The organism is Isoptericola sp. NPDC019693 (assembly GCF_044389085.1).
Taxonomy (GTDB): Bacteria; Actinomycetota; Actinomycetes; order Actinomycetales; family Cellulomonadaceae; genus Isoptericola.
Genome location: NZ_JBIRXP010000006.1, coordinates 261,845 through 280,423, shown reverse-complemented (window position 1 = coordinate 280,423; position 18,579 = coordinate 261,845). Strand labels below are relative to the sequence as shown.

At 74.2% G+C, this 18,579-nt stretch carries 17 protein-coding genes and 1 tRNA gene; 9 read left to right on the top strand and 9 right to left on the bottom strand.

Going from position 1 to position 18,579, the window contains the following annotated elements; all coding sequences use genetic code 11:
• Positions 1–21 precede the first annotated feature (21 nt).
• Together ACH436_RS18140 and ACH436_RS18135 are read right to left on the bottom strand one after the other, a co-directional pair.
• Complete coding sequence (locus tag ACH436_RS18140) at positions 22–552, bottom strand: tripartite tricarboxylate transporter TctB family protein (RefSeq protein WP_430561591.1); 531 nt, start codon at positions 550–552, stop codon at positions 22–24.
• Positions 553–580: 28 nt separating this feature from the next.
• Positions 581–1,588, bottom strand: coding sequence for a tripartite tricarboxylate transporter substrate binding protein (locus ACH436_RS18135; RefSeq protein WP_430561590.1), 1,008 nt, complete (start codon positions 1,586–1,588; stop codon positions 581–583).
• Between the two features lie 165 nt (positions 1,589–1,753).
• On the opposite strand from ACH436_RS18135, the gene ACH436_RS18130 reads away from it, so the two are divergent.
• The 7 genes from ACH436_RS18130 (at position 1,754) to ACH436_RS18100 (ending at position 9,849) form a co-directional block, all read left to right on the top strand.
• Entirely contained in the window at positions 1,754–2,647 is an 894-nt protein-coding gene (locus ACH436_RS18130) for a LysR family transcriptional regulator (RefSeq protein WP_430561589.1), read from the top strand.
• 136 nt (positions 2,648–2,783) lie between these two features.
• A complete protein-coding gene (locus ACH436_RS18125) occupies positions 2,784–3,728 on the top strand; it encodes a 5-dehydro-4-deoxyglucarate dehydratase (RefSeq protein ID WP_430561588.1) in 945 nt (314 codons plus the stop codon).
• A 40-nt stretch (positions 3,729–3,768) separates the two neighbouring features.
• Positions 3,769–5,394, top strand: coding sequence for an aldehyde dehydrogenase (NADP(+)) (locus ACH436_RS18120; RefSeq protein WP_430561587.1), 1,626 nt, complete (start codon positions 3,769–3,771; stop codon positions 5,392–5,394).
• 53 nt (positions 5,395–5,447) lie between these two features.
• A complete protein-coding gene (locus ACH436_RS18115) occupies positions 5,448–6,716 on the top strand; it encodes an enolase C-terminal domain-like protein (RefSeq protein WP_430561643.1) in 1,269 nt (422 codons plus the stop codon).
• A 28-nt stretch (positions 6,717–6,744) separates the two neighbouring features.
• A complete protein-coding gene (locus ACH436_RS18110; RefSeq protein ID WP_430561586.1) occupies positions 6,745–7,692 on the top strand; it encodes an AEC family transporter in 948 nt (315 codons plus the stop codon).
• A 258-nt stretch (positions 7,693–7,950) separates the two neighbouring features.
• Positions 7,951–9,099: an oxygenase MpaB family protein gene (locus ACH436_RS18105; protein WP_430561585.1), complete on the top strand. Its 1,149-nt coding sequence runs from the start codon at positions 7,951–7,953 to the stop codon at positions 9,097–9,099.
• Between the two features lie 42 nt (positions 9,100–9,141).
• The gene (locus ACH436_RS18100) at positions 9,142–9,849 is read left to right on the top strand and encodes a hypothetical protein (RefSeq protein WP_430561584.1); all 708 of its coding nucleotides are present in this window, start codon (positions 9,142–9,144) and stop codon (positions 9,847–9,849) included.
• A 46-nt stretch (positions 9,850–9,895) separates the two neighbouring features.
• On the opposite strand, the gene ACH436_RS18095 is transcribed toward ACH436_RS18100, so the two are convergent.
• Positions 9,896–9,968: transfer RNA gene (locus tag ACH436_RS18095), tRNA-Thr, on the bottom strand.
• 136 nt (positions 9,969–10,104) lie between these two features.
• On the opposite strand from ACH436_RS18095, the gene ACH436_RS18090 reads away from it, so the two are divergent.
• The gene (locus ACH436_RS18090; RefSeq protein WP_430561583.1) at positions 10,105–11,031 is read left to right on the top strand and encodes a PrsW family intramembrane metalloprotease; all 927 of its coding nucleotides are present in this window, start codon (positions 10,105–10,107) and stop codon (positions 11,029–11,031) included.
• On the opposite strand, the gene ACH436_RS18085 is transcribed toward ACH436_RS18090, so the two are convergent.
• From ACH436_RS18085 to tmk, 5 genes are all read right to left on the bottom strand, one after another.
• Positions 10,986–12,584: an alpha/beta hydrolase gene (locus ACH436_RS18085; protein ID WP_430561582.1), complete on the bottom strand. Its 1,599-nt coding sequence runs from the start codon at positions 12,582–12,584 to the stop codon at positions 10,986–10,988. The genes ACH436_RS18090 and ACH436_RS18085 overlap by 46 nt on opposite strands.
• A gap of 41 nt (positions 12,585–12,625) precedes the next feature.
• The gene (locus ACH436_RS18080; RefSeq protein WP_430561581.1) at positions 12,626–13,189 is read right to left on the bottom strand and encodes a hypothetical protein; all 564 of its coding nucleotides are present in this window, start codon (positions 13,187–13,189) and stop codon (positions 12,626–12,628) included.
• Entirely contained in the window at positions 13,186–14,880 is a 1,695-nt protein-coding gene (locus ACH436_RS18075; protein ID WP_430561580.1) for an enoyl-CoA hydratase-related protein, read from the bottom strand. Before ACH436_RS18075 ends, ACH436_RS18080 begins: the two co-directional genes overlap by 4 nt.
• A gap of 108 nt (positions 14,881–14,988) precedes the next feature.
• Positions 14,989–16,170 carry a DNA polymerase III subunit delta' gene (locus ACH436_RS18070; protein WP_430561579.1) on the bottom strand — a complete coding sequence of 394 codons (1,182 nt, stop codon included), beginning with the start codon at positions 16,168–16,170 and terminating at the stop codon, positions 14,989–14,991.
• The gene (gene tmk, locus ACH436_RS18065) at positions 16,167–16,883 is read right to left on the bottom strand and encodes a dTMP kinase (RefSeq protein WP_430561578.1); all 717 of its coding nucleotides are present in this window, start codon (positions 16,881–16,883) and stop codon (positions 16,167–16,169) included. The genes ACH436_RS18070 and tmk overlap by 4 nt, the downstream gene beginning before the upstream one ends.
• 101 nt (positions 16,884–16,984) lie before the next feature.
• Between tmk and ACH436_RS18060 the strand changes: the two genes are divergently transcribed.
• Positions 16,985–17,401 (top strand): pyridoxamine 5'-phosphate oxidase family protein, encoded by a 417-nt coding sequence (locus ACH436_RS18060; RefSeq protein ID WP_430561577.1) that lies wholly within the window; start codon positions 16,985–16,987, stop codon positions 17,399–17,401.
• Positions 17,402–17,420: 19 nt separating this feature from the next.
• On the opposite strand, the gene ACH436_RS18055 is transcribed toward ACH436_RS18060, so the two are convergent.
• Positions 17,421–18,482, bottom strand: a complete 1,062-nt coding sequence (locus ACH436_RS18055; protein WP_430561576.1) for a Gfo/Idh/MocA family protein — start codon at positions 18,480–18,482, stop codon at positions 17,421–17,423.
• Positions 18,483–18,579 lie beyond the last annotated feature (97 nt).

Genomic DNA, 18,579 nt, shown 5'->3' with positions numbered 1-18,579 from the left:
GTGACGTCTCCTTCGGGTCGGTCAGAACAGGTGCGGCACGTTGGTGCCGAGGGCGGCGACGAACACGAGGTACAGCGCGGCCACCGCGCCCACGGAGCAGACGACGGACGTGCGCCACGACTCCCCGCCGAGGAACTTCATCCACACGAGGCTCAGCAGCAGGGACGGGATCTCGAAGCCGATCACCGGCAGCAGGGCCACGAGGCCGAGCAGCGTCGCGAGGCCCACCAGCGGCATCCACGAGTGGCGGGTGAACCGCTCGCCGTCGCCGCCGGCGCGCCCGGCGACCAGCTGCGCCAGCGACAGCACGACGAGCGCGACGCTGACGACGAGCGGCCACATGCCCGACCCGGGCTGGGCGGGCGTGCCCACCCCGAGGGACAGGGAGACCACGACCCCGCCGGCGCCGAGCGCGAGCGTGACGAGCCCGGCGCCGAGGTTCGCGAGCGGGCCGGCGGGCGGGGGCCCGTCGTCCTGGGCGGCGGCCTCGGGGGGCACGCCCTCCCCGGGGTCGTGGGCCCCGTCGGGGGGCGAGGGGTGCGGGGCGGTCATCATCGGTCTCCTCCGGCGTCCTCGCGGCTCACTCCTCGGCGAGCGAGATGTCGTACTCGTCGGTCAGCGCCTTGTACTTCTCCGCGAGCGCCGTCCACTCCTCGACGACCTCCTCGCCGCTGATCTCGTGCGGGGTGAGCAGGTTGTTCTCGTTGAACGACGTGTACGCGTCCTCGCCGACGGCGGCGTCGGCCGACTCCACGAGGCGTGCCTTGACGTCCTCCGGCAGCCCCTTGGGCGCGGCGAGCGCCCGGTACTGCGAGACGGGCACGTCGTAGCCCTCCTCGACGGCGGTGGGCACGTCGGGCAGGAACTGGTTGCGCTCGGCGGAGAACGCGAGCAGCGGCACCACGTTCCCGGCGTCGATCTGTGGCTTGGCCTCCCCGAGCTGGATGGTCGCGACCTGCACCTGGTCGCCGACGACGGCGGTGAGCGCGGGCGAGCCGGAGTCGAACGGCACGCTGGTGCCCTCGATCTCGGCCTGGGCGAAGAGCACCGCCTGGGCCAGCTGGGAGCCGGTGCCGACGCCCGTCGTGCCGTAGGTGACCTTGCCGGACGCGGCCTTGAGATCGTCCAGGTCCTGGTAGCCGGACTCCTTGCTGGCGACGAGCACATAGTCGTCCTGCGACAGCCCCTTGAGGACGTCGACATCGTCGAGCGAGACGGCCTCGTCCTCGGACACCGCCAGCGGCGTGATCGTGATGAGCGACGCGTTGAGCAGCACGAGGCTCGAGCCGTCGGCGGGCTTGCCCGCCACCTCCTGGGTGGCGACGGCACCGTTGGCGCCCGCGCGGTTCACGACCGGCACGGAGACGCCGAGGTCGGAGGCCATGCCGTCGGCGAGCGCACGGGCGATGAGGTCGGTGGAGCCGCCGGCGTCCTGGCCGACGGTCAGCGTCACGGGGCCCGAGGGGAAGTCGGCCGAGGCCTCGCCCCCCGACCCGCCGGACACGTTGCCGCCGCAGGCGGCGAGGGTGAGCGCGGCGACCGCGGCGGTGGCCCCGGCGACGGCACGGCGGTGGGCAAGTCTCATCACGGCTCTCCTCGTTGAGATCTCGATCGAGCGGCGCGAGCGTCGGCGCCGCGGCAAGTCCGGTCGGGCGACGACTCTAGGGAGCCATACGATGCCTGTCTAAGCCTCAATCTGCATGACTTGATCCAATGAGGGCATCAATCACGCCACCCGCGAGGAGCGCACCGGATGACCACCGCGTACACGCTCGACCAGGTCCGCTGCTTCGTGGCCGTGGCCGAGGAGCTGCACTTCGGCCGCGCCGCCGAGCGCCTGAGCATGACGCAGCCCCCGCTGAGCCGGCAGGTGCAGAAGCTCGAGCACGCCGTCGGCGTCGCGCTGCTGGAGCGGGACAACCGGCACGTGGAGCTCACCACCGCCGGCGCCGTCTTCCTCGCCGAGGCGCGCCGGCTGCTGACGTCGGCCGACGCCGCGCCCGCCCTGGCCCGCCGGATCGCGGCCGGTCGCGCGGGGGTGCTGCGGCTCGGGTTCACCGCGGCGACGGGTTTCAGCCTCCTCGGCACCCTGGTGCAGGAGATCGCCGAGGCCATGCCCGACGTCGACCTCGACCTCCAGGAGCTCGTCACGATGGAGCAGCTCGAGGCCATCCGGCGCGGGGAGCTCGACCTCGCGCTGGGCCGCCCGCCCTTCGACGACCCGCGGCTCGACTCGCGCCTGCTCCTGTCGGAGGACCTCGTGCTGGTGGTGCCCGAGGGGCACCCGCTCGCCGCGCTGCGGCGGCCCGTGCGGACCGCCGACCTGCGCGACGTCCCGCTCATCGGCCACCACCCGACCAAGGCGCGGTACTTCTACGACATGGTCGTGCGGTACGTGGACGTGGAGCACGCGAACGTGGTGCACGTGGTGAGCCAGGTCCTCACGATGTGCTCGCTGGTCGGGGCCGGGCGCGGCGTCGCGTTCGTGCCCGAGTCCGCACGTCTGCTCGGCCTGCCCGGCGTGCGCTTCTGCGACCTGGCCGACGTGCCGCACGCCGTCGTGGAACTGCACGCGCTGTGGGACCGGGGTTCCAAGAACCCCGCCCTGCACGAGTTCCTGCGCCATCTGCGGACGGTGCACGACTGATCGGGCCGACCCCGGCGGCATCGATGCCCGCAGGGCATGAACCGATGCCATTCAGGGCTTGGACAGGCATCGTGAACGCTTCTTAGGTTGTCCGACGAACTGTCACCGCCGACGTCTGTCACCAGGAGGGGCCATCGTGGCCACGTACTCACCCTCGGAGCTCGCCGCCACCCTCAAGGAGGGCCTGCTGTCGTTCCCCGTCACGCCGTTCACCGCGGAGGGCGAGGTCGACACGGCCCGGTACGCCGAGCACATCGCGTGGCAGACGAGCTTCGGGATCGGCGGGCTCTTCGCCGCGGGCGGCACGGGCGAGGGCTTCAGCCTCACGCCGGCCGAGACCGCGCGCGTGGTGGCGCTCGCCGTCGAGGCGGCCGACGGCGCGACCCCGGTGCTCGGCAGCGCCGCCGGCAACACGGCCCAGGCCGTCGAGAACGCGCGGGCGGCCGAGGAGGCGGGCGCCGAGGGCGTCCTGCTGCTGCCCCCGTACCTCACGGACTGCGACCAGGACGGGCTGCTCGAGCACGCGTCCGCCGTCTGCGCCGCGACGAGCGTCGGCGTCATCGTCTACAACCGCGCCAACGCCGTGTACTCCGCGCGGACGGTCGCCCGCCTCGCCGACCGGCACCCGAACTTCATCGGCTTCAAGGACGCCCTCGGCGACATCGAGCAGCTCACGCGCGTGGTCGCCACCAACGGCGACCGCCTGTTCTACCTCGGGGGCCTGCCCACCGCGGAGACGTTCGCGCTGCCGCTGCTGCAGCTCGGCATGAGCACCTACTCCTCGGCGATGTACAACTTCGTGCCCGAGTTCGCGCTCGAGTTCTACCGCGACGTGCGGAACCTCGACCGCGCCGCCGTCACCGAGAAGCTCACGCGGTTCGTGCTGCCCTATCTCGACATCCGCGACCGGGCCAAGGGGTACGGCGTGTCGATCGTCAAGGGCGGCCTGCGCGCCGTCGGCCGCGACCTCGGGGGCGTCCGGCCCCCGCTGCAGGACCTCACCGAGCGCGACGTCGACGACCTGCGCGCCCTCGTCGACGCCGCGGGCGTCCGGCCGTCCGACGTCGCGCTCGCCCGCTGACCGCCGCCGTCCGCACCCGCGCCCCCAGGAGGGATCACCCATGACCGTCACCGCCACCCTCACCGGCCACTCGATCGTCGGCGGCGAGCCGCTGCCGGGCACCGCCGGCAGCGCCGCCGCCCACGACCCCGCCACCGACGAGGTGCTCGAGCCCGCCTACTCCCTGCTCGACGTCGACCAGCTCGCCCTCGCCACCGCCGCCGCGCAGGAGGCGTTCGCGTCCTTCTCCGCGCTCGCGCCGGAGCCGCACGCCCGCTTCCTCGAGCGCATCGCCGCGAACCTCGAGGCCTCCGGGACCGCGATCGTCGACCGTGCCCGGCGCGAGACCGGCCTCCCCGAGGCCCGCCTGGTCGGCGAGCTCGCGCGCACCACGGGCCAGCTGCGCCTCTTCGCGGCCGTCGTGCGCCAGGGCGACCACCGGGGCGTCCGCGTCGACCCGGCGATCCCGGACCGCGCTCCCCTGCCCCGGGCCGACATCCGGCAGCGCCAGGTGCCCGTCGGCCCCGTGGCCGTCTTCGGCGCCAGCAACTTCCCCCTCGCGTTCTCCGTCGCGGGCGGCGACACCGCCTCGGCCCTCGCCGCGGGCTGCCCGGTGGTCGTCAAGGCCCACGGCGCCCACCCGGGCACCGGCGAGCTGGTGGGGCGGGCCGTCGCGGACGCCGTCGCCGCCGAGGGGCTGCACCCCGGTGTCTTCTCGCTGGTCTACGGTCCCGGCGCGCGCGTCGGCCAGGCGCTGGTCGGCGACCCCGCGATCCGGGCCGTCGGGTTCACCGGCTCCCGCTCCGGCGGGCTCGCGCTCGTCGCCGCCGCCGCCGCCCGCCCTACGCCGATCCCCGTCTACGCCGAGATGAGCTCGGTCAACCCGGTGATCGTGCTGCCGGGAGCCCTCGACGGGGACGACGCCGACGTCGACGCCCTCGCCGCGGCGTACCTCGCCTCGGTGACCGGCTCGTCCGGCCAGCTGTGCACCGCCCCCGGGATCGTGCTAGCGCCGCGTTCCGCCCGCGGGGACGCGTTCGTCGACGCCGTCCGCCGCGCCGCCGAGGCCACCACCGGGCAGACCATGCTCACCGCCGGCATCGCGCAGGCGTGGCACGAGGGCGTGGACGCCCTCGCCGCGCAGGACGGCGTCGACGTCGCGGGCCGGGGGACGCCGGGCGGCACCCGCAACGCGCCCGCCCCGGCCGTCTTCGTCGCGGACGTCGCGACCTTCCTCGCCAACCCGGTGCTCGAGGCGGAGATCTTCGGCGCGGCGTCGCTCGTCGTCCGGTACGCGGACGACGACGAGCTGCTGGCCGCCGTCGGCCGCCTGGAGGGGCAGCTCACGGCCACGCTGCACCTCACCGAGGGCGACGCGGCCACGGCCCGTCGCCTGCTGCCCGTGCTGGAGCGGACGGTCGGGCGCATCCTCGCCAACGGCTGGCCGACCGGCGTCGAGGTGGGGCACGCGATGGTGCACGGCGGCCCGTTCCCGGCGACGTCGGACGGGCGCACGACGTCCGTGGGCACCCTCGCGATCGAGCGGTTCCTGCGCCCCGTCGCGTACCAGAACCTGCCGGCGTACCTGCTCCCGGAGCCCGTGCACCCCGACAACCCGTGGAATCTCACCCGGCGCGTCGACGGCGTGCTCCGACCCGCCGACGCCACCGCGGAGGCGGCCCGGTGAGCTCCCCGACCGTCGCGCGCGTCCAGGTCGTCCCCGTCGCGGGGCGCGACTCCATGCTGCTCAACCTGTCCGGCGCCCACGCACCGTTCTTCACCCGCAACGTCGTGATCGTCGAGGACTCCGAGGGCCGCACCGGCCTGGGCGAGGTGCCGGGCGGGGAGAAGATCCGGGCGACGGTCGAGGAGGCCGCGGCCCTCGTCGTCGGGCAGCCCGTCGCGCGGTTCCGGTCCGTGCTGCGCGGGGTCTCGGCGCGGTTCGCCGGCCGGGACGCGGGCGGGCGCGGCAACCAGACGTTCGACCTGCGCACCACCGTGCACGCCGTCACCGGGCTGGAGTCCGCGCTCCTGGACCTGCACGGGAAGGCGCTCGGCGTCCCCGTGGCCGAGCTGCTCGGCGAGGGTCAGCAGCGGGACGCCGTCCCGATGCTCGGCTACCTCTTCTACGTCGGCGACCCGGACGCCACCGACCTGCCGTACCTGCGCGAGCCCGGCGCGCCCGACGCCTGGTCGCGGCTGCGCAGGGAGGCCGCGAGCACGCCCGACGACGTCGTGCGCCTCGCGGAGGCGGCGCGGGAGCGGTACGGCTTCCGCGACTTCAAGCTCAAGGGCGGGGTGCAGGCGGGCGACGCGGAGGTCGACGCCGTCGTCGCGCTCAAGGAGCGGTTCCCCGACGCCCGCATCACCCTCGACCCGAACGGCGGCTGGCTGCTCGACGAGGCCGTCCGGCTCGGGCGGCGGATGCGGGGCGTCGTCGCGTACGCGGAGGACCCGTGCGGCGCCGAGGGCCGGTTCTCCGGCCGCGAGGTCATGGCCGAGTTCCGCCGCGCCACCGGGCTGCGCACCGCGACCAACATGATCGCCACCGACTGGCGCGAGCTGGGGCACGCGATCCGTGCCGACGCCGTCGACATCCCGCTGGCCGACCCGCACTTCTGGACGATGGCGGGCTCCGTCCGCGTCGCGCAGCTCTGCCACGAGCTCGGCCTCACGTGGGGCTCGCACTCCAACAACCACTTCGACGTCTCGCTCGCCATGTTCACGCACGTGGGCGCCGCGGCCCCCGGGGAGATCACCGCGCTCGACACGCACTGGATCTGGCAGGACGGGCAGGGCCTCACCACCCGTCCGCTCGAGATCTCCGGGGGTGAGATCCGGGTGCCCACCGCGCCCGGGCTCGGCGTCGAGCTCGACCCGGACCGGCTCGCCGAGGCGCACGAGCTCTACGAGGAGCACGGCCTCGGCTCCCGCGACGACGCCGTCGCCATGCAGTACCTCGTGCCCGGCTGGGAGTTCGACGCGAAGCGACCGTGCCTGGTGCGGTGACCGCCCGGGCCGGCAGGGCCGCCGCCCGATGAGCGGCGTCCTGCTCGGCTTCGCCGTCGTGCTCGTGCTCGTGGGCGTCGGATGGGCGGTCACCTGGCTGCTGCCCGCCCGCGCCCCCGAGATGCAGCGCGGCATCGCGCCGCTCGTGTACTACGTGACCAACCCGGCGCTGATGTTCGTGCTGGTCTCGCGGTCCGACCCCGCGGCGGTGCTCGGCACGTACGCGCCCCTGGCCCTGGTGGTCGCGGCGGCGACCGGGCTGCTGTTCGCGGTCGTCGCCGGCGGGCTGCTGCGCCGTCCTGCCGGGACGGTCGCCACGGGCGCGATGGCGTCGTCGTACGTCAACGCCGGGAACATCGGCGTGCCCGTCGCCCTGTACGCCGTGGGGTCCACGGCGCCCGTGGTGTCCGTGCTCCTGGCGCAGCTGCTCGTCGTCGCGCCCGCCTACCTCGCCGTCTTCGCGTGGTGCCGGCACCGCGCCGACCGGGGCGCCGGCGGCGACGGCGACGGGCTGGGGCGGATGCTGGGGCGCGCGCTCGCGAACCCGGTGACGGTGTCCACGGCCGTCGGGCTGCTGGCCGCGCTGCTGTCGGCGGAGCTGCCGGAGGTGCTCGACGTGCCGCTGGGGATGCTCGCGGACGCGTCCGTGCCGCTCCTCCTGCTGCTGTTCGGGATGTCGTTGCGGGGCAGGGCGCGCGGCGACGGCGGCACGGACCGCGCCGCGGTGGCCGTCGGCACCGCGCTCAAGGTCGCGGTGATGCCGGCCCTCGCCTGGGCGGCGGGCCGGTTCCTGTTCCACCTCGACGGCACCGACCTGCTGGGCGTCGTCATCATGGCCGCCCTGCCCACCGCGCAGAACGTCTTCCTCTTCGCCGGCCACTTCCGCCTGTCCACCGCCGTCGTGCGCGACGTCTCGCTGGCGAGCCTGGTGCTCGCCCTCCCCGTGTCCGTGGGGATCGCCGTCGTGCTCGGCTGAGCCGCCACCCGGCACCGGACGGCGCGACCGTCGTTCCGCACCGCTTGCCGGCGGCGACGACCCTGGTTAAGTTAATTTGGATTCACGCTGGGTTGGATCGAGCAGCACACGACCAGGCTCGACGGCGCCGCGGGACAGGGGGCGAGACGACGAGGCGCCGACGATCCACGAACGAAGGGGTTCGACGTGGACGAGATCAGCAGGCGGAGCGTTCTCAGGGCAGGCGGGACGATCGGGGCGCTCGGTGCGCTCGCCGGCGTGGCCCCCGCACACGCGTGGGCGTGGTCGTCGGCCGGGTCGATCGCCGGCACGGGCACCGGCCGCGACCCGCGAGGGGTGTGGGACGAGCTGGCCGACCCGGTGCTCGCCGACCTGCTCGACACGGGCGGGGTGCCCGCGGTGAACACGGCCCTCGCCTCGTGGACCACCAACGGGCAGGCACTGCCGGCCGGGCTCCCCGCCGACGTCGAGCGGCTCGTCACGCAGGCGCGCGAGCTGCCGTCGTGGGCGGACCACGCCAAGCTCGACAGGGCGTTCACCTTCACGACCAAGCGCGGCCTCTACCTCGGCGTCCTCTACGGGATGAACAGCGGCATGATGAGCGCCGCGATCCCGCGAGAGGCGCGGGCGGTCTGGTACTCGAAGGGCGGCGCCGACCTCACCGACCGCATCGCCAAGACCGCGAAGCTCGGCTACGACATCGGCGACCACCACGCCTACCGTCCCGACGGGAAGATGATCGTCACCTGCGTGAAGACCCGCCTGGTCCACGCCGCGGTGCGCCACCTGCTGCCACAGTCGCCGCACTGGTCCGCCGTCGCGGACGAGGCCGTGCCGATCAGCCAGTTCGACATCATGGTCACCTGGCACAGCCTCGCCTCCTCCGTCTGGCAGAAGCTCGTCGAGTGGAAGGTGCCCATCTCCTCCGCGGAGGCGGACGCCTACCTGCACCTGTGGCAGGTGACCGGCCACATGCTGGGCGTGCTCGACGAGTACATCCCGTCGAGCTGGGACGAGGCGCTCGCCCAGCGCGAGCAGGTGCTCGTTCCCCTGCTCGCCCGGACCGACGAGGGCGTGCTCATCGCCGACAAGCTCGTCAAGCTGGGCGAGAGGCTCGACTTCACGCTCGTCACCAAGCCCGCCTTCGAGGCCGTCACCCGGTACATGCTCGGCGACCGCGTGACGGACATGCTCGAGCTGCCCCGCCGGCCGGTGCTCGACGCGACCATCTCGGCCGCCTGGATCCCGTTCGTCCGCGCCCGCGAGCTGGGGCTCCTCCTGCCCGGATCCCCGGCCGTCTACTGGCTGTTCGACGAGCTCCTGCGCAAGGTCGCGCTGCTGTACCTCGAGCCCATGCAGCCGATCAACATCGACATCCCGACCATCAACAACCCGGACTACGACTGACAGCGACCGGCACCTGTCGGCCCCGACCGCTACTTTCGCGCCATGACCGACGACGTGACCGACGACGTGACCGACGACGTGACCGCTGACGCTGCCGCGGTACGAGACCTTGCCATGGAGTCCCTCGGACTGCCGGAGACCTGGATCGAGCCCCAGGGGTACCGGGACTCGCTCGCCCTGTCGGCGATCGACGCCGTCTACTCGCTGCGCGCCCACTACGCGGGCGTCGTGAACATCCTCGACCGGTACCGCGCGCTGCGGCGGTCCGAGGGAGCCGACCCCTACCAGGACTCCGGGCCCGACCTCCTCGCGGTCATCGAGCAGGCGGGAGGCCCGGAGCCCGCCGCGTCGAGAATCTTCAACGACGCCAAGGCGCCGGGGACGAGGCCCGCGGTGCTGAAGTCGGTGGTCCTGGTCGACGCCGTCGACGCCCTGCGCCGCGTCGGCATCACCACCAGCGCCGAGCTGCGCGACGCCACGCCCGCGCGTCTCGCCGCCGCGAGGACCGCATGGCTGTCCGTGACCGGGGTGGGGCCCGTCTCCTGGGACTACCTGGAGATGAACGTCGGCCTCCAGGGCGTGAAGGCGGACACGATGGTCTGCCGCTTCGTCACCCGAGCCGTGAACGCGGAGAAGACGGTCCCGGTCGACCGTGCGCGCGCTGCGGTGAAGGGTGCGGCCGACCTGCTCGACGTCTCCCACAAGGCCCTCGACCACGCGATCTGGAAGGCGCAGTCGGGACGCTCCTGAGGACGACGAAGGCCCGGAACCGCGAGGTTCCGGGCCTTCTGAGGTGAGCCGCCTATCAGAATCGAACTGATGACCTATTCATTACGAGTGAATCGCTCTACCGACTGAGCTAAGGCGGCGTGCCGTGCCCGGCGTGAAACCGGATCAACGAGCGCGCCTACAGTACCTGACGCGCGGGGCGGTCTCCAAAACGTGGGCACCTGGCGGCCCTGCTTCCGCGCGACAGCGCCCGCTGACCTCCGCATACTCGTGCTCATGCAGCCCACGACGACGCAGACCTCGGTCATCACCACGGGCCGAGGGTGGTGGTGGAAGACGCTCGTCCTCGGCGTGCTGCTGTGGGCCGTCACCGCCGCCGTGACCTTCGGCACGCAGAACACGAACCTCATCCCGACGGTGATCCTGCTGGGCAGCTTCCTGGTGCCGTTCAGCGTGGTGCTGTTCGTGGTGGAGCGGGCGCACGGCTCGATCGACATCATGCTGCTGCTGGCGGCGTTCTTCTTCGGCGGCATCTTCGGCGTGCTGGGCGCGTCGATCCTGGAGTCGCACCTGTCGCCGTCGCTGTGGATCTACGTGGGCGTCGGCGCGATCGAGGAGGCCGTGAAGATCGTCGTGTTCCTCGTGGTGGGCGCGCGGGTGGCCGAGAAGACGGGGCTCAAGGGCGCGCTGCTCGGCGCGACCGTCGGCGCCGGGTTCGCGGCCTTCGAGTCCGCGGGCTACGCGTTCAACGCCAGCCTCACCCGCCTCGGCCAGATCGACCTCAACGCGCTGCTGCAGACGGAGGCCGTGCGCGGCCTGCTCACCCCCGTCGGGCACGTGCTGTGGACGGCGATCCTCGGCGCGGCGATCTTCGGCGCGGCGTCGGCCGCCGGCCGCTACCGCCTCACGGGCGGGGTGGTGCTCGCCTACCTCACCGTGGTCGCGCTGCACGCCCTGTGGGACTCGATGGGCTTCCTCTCCGCGTACCTCGCGATCAAGGTCACGGGCGGGGTGCACTACGAGCTCGCGTACGGCCAGCTGCTGCCCGCGGCGTCCGCCGACGCCTCCACCTGGTCGACCGTCTTCTACGTCCTCGGGCTCGTCGTCATCTCCGTGCTGGGCGTGCTCGCCCTGCGGCACTGGTCCCGGACGACCCCTCAGCAGGTGGCGCCGTCGGCCGGCACGTCGCCGTCCACGAGGTAGGACTCGACCGCGTCCGCCACGCACGCCCGCGACGGCTGGTACGCCGTGTGCCCCTCGCCCTCGTACGTGAGCAGGACGGCGGAGTCCAGCGTCTTCGCCAGCCCCTCGGCCCACACGTACGGGGTGGCCGGGTCGTTGGTCGTGCCGACGACGACGATCGGCGGCGCACCCTTCGCGTGGACGTCGAACTCCTGCTCCACCTGCGGGTACTCCGCGCCGGCGCACGTCAGCCCGCCGTAGCCGAAGAACGAGCCCATCGTCGGGGCGTCGGCCTCGATCGCCGCGGCGTCGGCCCGCATCTGCTCGACGTCGGTGGTGGCACGGTCGTCGAGGCAGTTCACCGCGCGCATCGCCTCCTCGGAGTTCGAGGAGTAGCTGCCGTCCGCGTTGCGGTCGAAGTACTGGTCGGAGAGGTAGAGCAGCACGTCGCCCGTGCCCTGGTTGATCGCCTCGTCCAGGCCCTGCGTGAGGGCGGGCCAGCTCCCCTGGTTGTAGAGCGTGACCGCGATGCCGTAGAACGCGAGGCTCTGCGTGACGGTGCGGTCGGACGTCGAGGTGGCGTAGGGCCGCTCGTAGGCGTGGTCCAGCACCTGCCGGATCTGCCGCATCCCGTCGTCCACCGACCCGCTCAGGGGGCAGCCCGCCCCCGCCTGGCAGTCCTGCACGTACGCGCGCAGCGCGTTCTCGAAGCCGACGGCCTGCCCGTGCGAGATCTCCTCCGAGGTGAGCGTGGTGTCGATCGCGCCGTCGAGCACGAGGCGGCCGGCCCGGTCCGGGAACAGCCCCGCGTACGTCGCGCCGAGCTGGGTGCCGTACGAGAAGCCGAGGTAGTGCAGGGTGTCGTCGCCGAGCACCACGCGCAGCATGTCCATGTCGCGGGCCGCGCTCTGCGTGTCCACGTGGCCGAGCACCTCGCCCGAGTTCTCGGCGCACGCCGCGTTCCACGCCTCGTTCTCGGCCGCCATCGCCTCGAGGCCCGCGTCCGTGCTCCGGTCGAAGTCCTTGGCGAGGGACTCGCCCTTGCGGGCGTCGTCGAAGCACGTCACCGGGGTGGAGCGCTGCACGCCTCGCGGGTCGAAACCGACGATGTCGAACGCGTCCTGCAGCTTCTTGCCGAACGTGGAGCCGCCGCCCTGCGCGTCGCTGCGCACGAAGTCCACGCCCGACGCGCCCGGCCCGCCCGGGTTGACCAGCAGCGACCCCTCGGGGTCCTTGCCGTCGGCCGGGTTGCGCACCAGCGACAGCTCGATGCTGCCCGCGTCCGCGTCGTGCCAGGACAGCGGCGCCGACGCCGTCGCGCACTGCAGGCCGTCGTCGCAGTCCTCCCACTCGAGCGCCTGCCCGTAGTACTGCTCGAAGCCCTCCGGCGCCTGGGAAGCGGCCGGCCCCGAGGCCGAGCCCACCGGCGCCTGCTCCTTGGCGGGCGCCGTGCACCCGGCGAGCAGCACCGCGCCGGCGGCGACGGCGGCGAGGGCGCGCAGGCCGGAGCGGCGGGGACTCGGGCGGGCGGAGGTCGTGCGGCGGGCGGTCGGGCGGCGCTCGTCGGAGATCACCCGCCCAACCTACCGTCGTCCCGCGACCAGCCCCGACGCCCTCAGCCGGCGGCGGGGACCCAGGCCACCGGGCCCGCCGCGTCGTCCTTCGCGCGAGGCGTCAGCTCGACCTCGCCGAGGTCGCCGAGCCGCACGGTCACCGGGGTCCCGGCGTCGGCGCCAGGCGGGACGGCGACCGCGCTGGTGGTGGGGACGTAGTCCATCGTGCAGACCTGGTCGGGGTCCGGCTCTACCATGCGGACGTCGACGGTCCCGCCCCCGTCGTCCCAGCCCGCCTCGGCCTCGGCGAGCAGCGGGCACGAGCTCGACCCGTACGTCACGACCAGCAGCACGGCAGGGTCGGGCGACCAGGCGACCCCGGCGGGGCTGTCGAACGTCCCCTCCGCGCCGTCGGGCAGACCCCGCACATGCTCCCCGGGCGCCGGGACGCCCGTGACCTCGCCGGACGCGGACGGCGCCGCCGAGGGCTCCGGGGAGGCCGACGGCGCCCCGGAGCCCGACGGCGCGGGCGACGCGCATGCCGTGACGACGACCGCGAGCACGCTCACGACACCGCCCAGGAGGAGTCCCCGGGCCGTGCGGGCCGTCAGTCGGACGATGGTCACGGAGCGACCGTCTCGCGCACGTCCACGAACCGCAACCGCTCGGGCGTGGCCCCGGGGGCCGCCTTGCGCAGGAAGTCGCGCCGCTTGGCGGAGAAGCCCCGCCGGTCGTCGAAGAGGTCGCGCGCCATCTCGGCCAGCTCGATCGTGCGGTAGTACGACAGCGGACGGCGCGGGGCGCGCACGCCGGCGGCGGCGACGGTCTCCGCGTGGCCCTCGGGCGTGGTGAGCTCGACGGCGCGGTCGGCCAGCCACGCGGCGAACCGCTCGGGGTCCCGCGGCCCCACGGCGTCCACGAGGCCGATCCGCTCCGCCTCGGCGGCCGACACCGGGAGCTTGCTGCTCAGCAGCCGGTCGGCGTCCACCTCGCCGAGCCGGGCCGCGACCGTCCACGTGTGCAGCTCCGAGCCGAAGATGCCCATGTCGTAGTACGGGTTGAGCACCACGCCGTCGCGCGCGACGACGACGTCGGCGCACAGGCCCGCCATGACGCCGCCGGCGCCGGCGTTCGCCGTGAAGGCGGCCACCGTGAGCTGGTCGGCCGCGGCGATCGCCTCGCACAGGTCGTCGATCGCCTGGATGTTCGCCCACGCCTCGGCCGCCGGGTCGTCGGCCGCCTCGATCGCCCCCAGGTGGATGCCGTTGGAGAACGCGTGCTCGGTGCCGCGCACCACGAGCACCGCGGTGTCCTCGGTCAGCGCCTTCTCCACCGCGGTCGTGAGCCGGCGGCACTGCTGCGTGTGCATCGCGCCGCTGTACGACCGGATGGTCAGGTAGCCGACGTCGCCGACGCGCTCGTACGCGGACTCCGCCAGGGCGGCGGGCGCCGGGCGGTACGGCGCCCCTGCGACGTCGAGCACCCACGCCGCGGGCAGCTTGGTGCCGCGCTTCTCGGCCAGGGTCGCGGCGTACCCGACCCACAGGGTGCCCCCGCCCGTGGCGATCGCCACGGCGTCCTCGTCGCGGCCGACGACCGTGCCGGGGGCGGCCGACGGGTCGACCTCGCCGGGGACGGCGACGGCGTCGAACAGGCAGAAGCGGGCGCCCTGGAGCGTCGCGGGGGCGCCGGGCGCGCCGTCGGCCGCGGCAATGGTGCGCGCCAGCTCGGCCGCGGGGCGGGACAGGTCGAGCTCGAACGCGGCACGGCGCAGCAGCGGCAGCTCGCCGGTGCCGGGCACCTCCCGCTCGAGCCGGTCGGCCGGCGTGGGCCCCTCCCCCGCCGCGACCTTGCGCAGCACCTCCTCCACGCACGCCAGGGCGGCGTCGGCCACGAGCCCGTTGTAGAGGGCGGACTTGGCGACCGGCGCGTCCTGGCCCGTCGGCAGGGCGAACGTCGAGGTCGCCCACACCGGGCCGGCGTCCATCTCCTCCACGGTGGACAGGGCGGTCACCCCCCAGCGGTCGCGGCCGTCCAGGATGGCGTGGTCGAGGGACGACGGGCCGCGGTCCCCCACCGGGCCGGGGTGCACGACGACGGTGGTCCAGCGCCGCCACACGTCCTCCGGCACGCGGTGCTTGAGGAACGGCGCCAGGATCAGGTCCGGGCCGATCTCCTCGACGCGCGCCGTGAGCTCCTCCGGCGAGCCGAACGTCGGCGCCAGCTCGACGCCCACGTCGTGGCCGTGGTCCGTCAGGTACCCCCACACACGCTGCGTGAGCCCGTTGAACGCCGAGACGAGCAGAAGGATCCTCATGCCAACCCCCAGTCTGGTCACGGGGCCACCATGGCCCCCGCCGCGGAACACCTCACCGCATCGAGGGGTGATGAGGCAACTGTCGCCCGCGGTCGCGGCGCGGCCGGGTCAGCCCTGGGGGCGCAGCGCGACCGCCATCGCCTCGAGGGCCAGCAGCGGGGCCACGTTGCCCTCGAGGCGCTCGCGCGCGACGCCGATGGCGTCCATCCGGCGGATGGTCTGCTCGGGCGTCGAGTCGGCGGCGAGGGCGCGCACGGCGCCGTCGTGCTCGGCGTTCACGAGGTCGACCGTCGCGCCCAGCTGCACCACGAGCACGTCCCGGTACAGGGACAGCAGGTCCACCATCGACCGGTCGAGGACGTCGCGCTGACGGCGCGTCGCACGCCGCTTCTGGTCGTCCTCGAGCTGCTTGAGCTGCGAGCGCAGCCGGGGCGGCAGGGTGTCGCCCTCCTGCACGCCGAGCGCGCGCATCAGCTCCGCCTTCTCGACGGCGTCGCGCTCCGCCGTGGCCGCCAGGGCCTCGGCCTTCGCGACGTCCACCAGCTCCCCCGCCGCGAGCACGGCGTCGCCGACCCCGCGGATCCGGCGGGCGATCTCCAGCACGGCGTCGCGACGCTCGCGCGCCGCGGAGTCCCGGGCGAGCCGGCGGGCGAGCCCGACGTGCGACTGGGCGGCACGGGCCGCGGTGAGCGCGACCGCCGGGTCGATGCCGTCGCGGCGCACGAGCAGGTCCGCCACGTCCCGGGCCGGCGGCACGCGCAGCACGACACCGCGGCAGCGGGAGCGGATGGTGGGCAGCACGTCCTGCGCGCTCGGGGCGCACAGCACCCAGACGGTGTGCGGCGGGGGCTCCTCGATCGCCTTGAGCAGCACGTTCGTGGTGCGCTCCGCCATCCGGTCGGCGTCCTCCACGACGATCACGCGGAACCGGCCCGACGACGGGGTGCGCGCCGCGGTCATGATGAGGTCGCGCACCTCGTCGATGGTGATGACGACCTTGTCCGTGGCGACGACCGTGAGGTCCGGGTGGGTGCCGGCCAGCGTCGTCGTGCAGGCGCGGCACTCTCCGCAACCGCCGCCGCTCGCGGAACCCCGTGGTCCGGGCGGCCCGGCGCCCTGCGGGCCGTCGCACTGCAGCGCGGCGGCGAACGCCCGCGCCGCGACCGAGCGCCCCGACCCGGGCGGGCCGGTGACCAGCCACGCGTGCGTCATCGCGGCCGGGTCGGTGGCCGCGCGTCGCAGCGTGGCGACGGCGTCCGGCTGCCCGACGACGTCGTCCCACACGCTCACTCGCGACCCTCCCCGGCGATGTCCCGCTCGACGTCCCGCTCGGTGTCCCGCTCGATGTCCCGCACCGCCGCGGCCTCCTCGACGACGGGCGTGAGGTCGAGCCGCGCGGCCACGTCCACGCGCACCTGCGCCTGCACGTCGTCCAGGCTCGCCGCGGCGTCCACGACCACCCAGCGCCCGGGGTCGGCGGCCGCGCGCCGCAGGAACGTCTCGCGCGTGCGGCGGTGGAACTCGTCGCCCGCACGCTCCAGGCGGTCCGGCTCCCCCGACAGGCGGGCGGTGCCGACCTGCGGGTCGAGGTCCAGCAGCACGGTCACGTCGGGCAGCAGGTCGGCCGTGGCCCACAGGGAGAGCGCCTCGATCTCCTCCTCCGAGAGCTCGCGGCCGCCCGCCTGGTACGCCACCGAGGAGTCGAGGTAGCGGTCCGTCACGACGACGGCCCCGCGCTCGAGCGCCGGCCGCACCACGGTCGCGACGTGGTGCGCGCGGTCCGCCGCGTACAGCAGGGCCTCCGTGCGCGGGTCCAGGTCCTCACCGTGCAGCACCTCGCGGCGCAGCGTGGCCCCCAGGTCCGTGCCGCCCGGCTCCCGCGTCACGACCACCTCGCGCCCCGTCACCTCGTGCAGCCAGTCGCCCAGCAGGCGGACGTGCGTGGTCTTGCCGGCGCCGTCGCCGCCCTCGAACGAGACGAAGTACCCGGGTGCGCTGCTCACTCCGCACACCCTAGCCGTGACCGACGACACCGCCGCCGCCGTAGCGCTGGTCCCGGTCCGGGGGGACGATGGCAGTGATCCCTCGAGACGCAGGAGGTTCGATGTCCACCCAGTCGCAGCCGTCGCAGTCCGTGCTCACCGAGGAGGAGAGCTGGGAGCTGCTCGCAGGTCAGAAGATCGGCCGGCTCGCCACGTCGGTCGCGGGCGAGCCCGAGATCTTCCCCGTGAGCTTCGAGGTCTCGGGCGAGCGCATCTTCCTGCGCACCAAGCCGGGCACCAAGCTCGCCGAGGTGACGATCAGCCCCCGCGTCGCCTTCGAGGCCGACGAGATCGGCGACGACGCCGCCTGGAGCGTCGTCGTCAAGGGCCGCGCGCAGGTCCTCGAGCGCGAGGAGGACCTGGCCGAGGCCCGCGGGACCGGTCTGGTCAGCTACCTCGAGGACGGCAAGACGGTGTGGATCCGCATCACGCCGAGCGACGTCTCCGGCCGCCGGCTCGTGCCGGGCGACCAGCGCTGACCGCCGCCGCCGGGCCCGTTCACTCCCCCGGGTAGACCACGCCCACCTGGCGGCGGACATCGTCCATGGTCGCCATGACCTCGAGGGTGCCGTCCCACGACATGCGCGGGCTCTCGACGTCGCCCGCCGCGATCCGGCGCGCCACCTCGGCGGCCTGGTACTGCTTGCCCTCGCCGCGGAAGCCGTCGTACGCCCAGGTGGCGCCGTCGTGCCGCTCGACGGTGAACGACGTCGGTGCGTAGAACGTGCGCGCCACCTCGATCCGCCCCTCGGTGCCCGAGATCACGGCCGTGTTCGCGGTGCGCGCCCACAGCGTGGTCGACAACGTGGCCTGCACGCCGCCGGGGTAGCCCAGCACCATGCCGATCTGCCCGTCGACGCGCGTCTCGGTGAGCGCGCCGACCGCGGTGGCCGTCTCCGGGGCGCCGAGCAGGTCGTGCGCGAAGGACACCGGGTAGACGCCGAGGTCGAGCAGCGCACCCCCGGCGAGCCCGGGCGCGTACAGGCGGTGGGCCGGGTCGTAGGGGAACTGCTGGCCGTGGTCGGCGACGACGCTCACCACGCGACCGATCTCCCCGCGCGCGATCACGCCGCGCAGCGCCGCGACGTGCGGCAGGAACCGCGTCCACATGGCCTCCATGACGAAGACGCCGGCCTCGCGGGCGGCGTCGAGCACCTCACGCGCCTGCGCCGTGTCCTGGGTGAAGGCCTTCTCCACCAGCAGGTGCTTGCCCGCCCGGACGGCCAGCAGCGCGTGCTCGTGGTGGTGCGAGTGCGGGGTCGCGACGTAGACGACGTCGACGTCGGGGTCGGTGACCAGCGCCTCGTAGTCGCCGTGCGCCCGCGCGCCCGGTGCGTGCGCCGCCGCGAACGCCTCCGCCTTCGCGAGGTCGCGCGAGCCGACCGCGACGACGGACGCCGCGGTGTGCTCCCGGACGCCGTCCGAGAACGACCCGGCGATGTTGCCGGCGCCCAGCACGCCCCAGCGCACGGCCGGGGCGGTCCGCGGGTCGGGCACCGTGCCCGCCAGGTCGTCGGGGGTGAGGCCGGGCGCGAACGAGGAGGGTGTGACGTCGGTCATGGGCGACACCGTACCGGCCCCGCGATCTCGTTCGGCACTCCTGCCCATCGTCGGCACCCGCAGGGACCGAACATGGACGGGAGTGCCGAACGAGACC

Excerpts from the sequence above, each read along its gene's own strand:
- ACH436_RS18140 (WP_430561591.1), bottom strand. The coding sequence starts at position 552 with ATGACCGCCCCGCACCCCTCGCCCCCCGACGGGGCCCACGACCCCGGG.
- ACH436_RS18120 (WP_430561587.1), top strand. The coding sequence starts at position 3,769 with ATGACCGTCACCGCCACCCTCACCGGCCACTCGATCGTCGGCGGCGAG.
- ACH436_RS18075 (WP_430561580.1), bottom strand. The coding sequence starts at position 14,880 with ATGAGGATCCTTCTGCTCGTCTCGGCGTTCAACGGGCTCACGCAGCGT.
- ACH436_RS18055 (WP_430561576.1), bottom strand. The coding sequence starts at position 18,482 with ATGACCGACGTCACACCCTCCTCGTTCGCGCCCGGCCTCACCCCCGAC.
- ACH436_RS18130 (WP_430561589.1), top strand. The coding sequence starts at position 1,754 with ATGACCACCGCGTACACGCTCGACCAGGTCCGCTGCTTCGTGGCCGTG.
- ACH436_RS18100 (WP_430561584.1), top strand. The coding sequence starts at position 9,142 with ATGACCGACGACGTGACCGACGACGTGACCGACGACGTGACCGCTGAC.
- ACH436_RS18115 (WP_430561643.1), top strand. The coding sequence starts at position 5,448 with ATGCTGCTCAACCTGTCCGGCGCCCACGCACCGTTCTTCACCCGCAAC.
- ACH436_RS18060 (WP_430561577.1), top strand. The coding sequence starts at position 16,985 with ATGTCCACCCAGTCGCAGCCGTCGCAGTCCGTGCTCACCGAGGAGGAG.
- ACH436_RS18090 (WP_430561583.1), top strand. The coding sequence starts at position 10,105 with ATGCAGCCCACGACGACGCAGACCTCGGTCATCACCACGGGCCGAGGG.
- ACH436_RS18110 (WP_430561586.1), top strand. The coding sequence starts at position 6,745 with ATGAGCGGCGTCCTGCTCGGCTTCGCCGTCGTGCTCGTGCTCGTGGGC.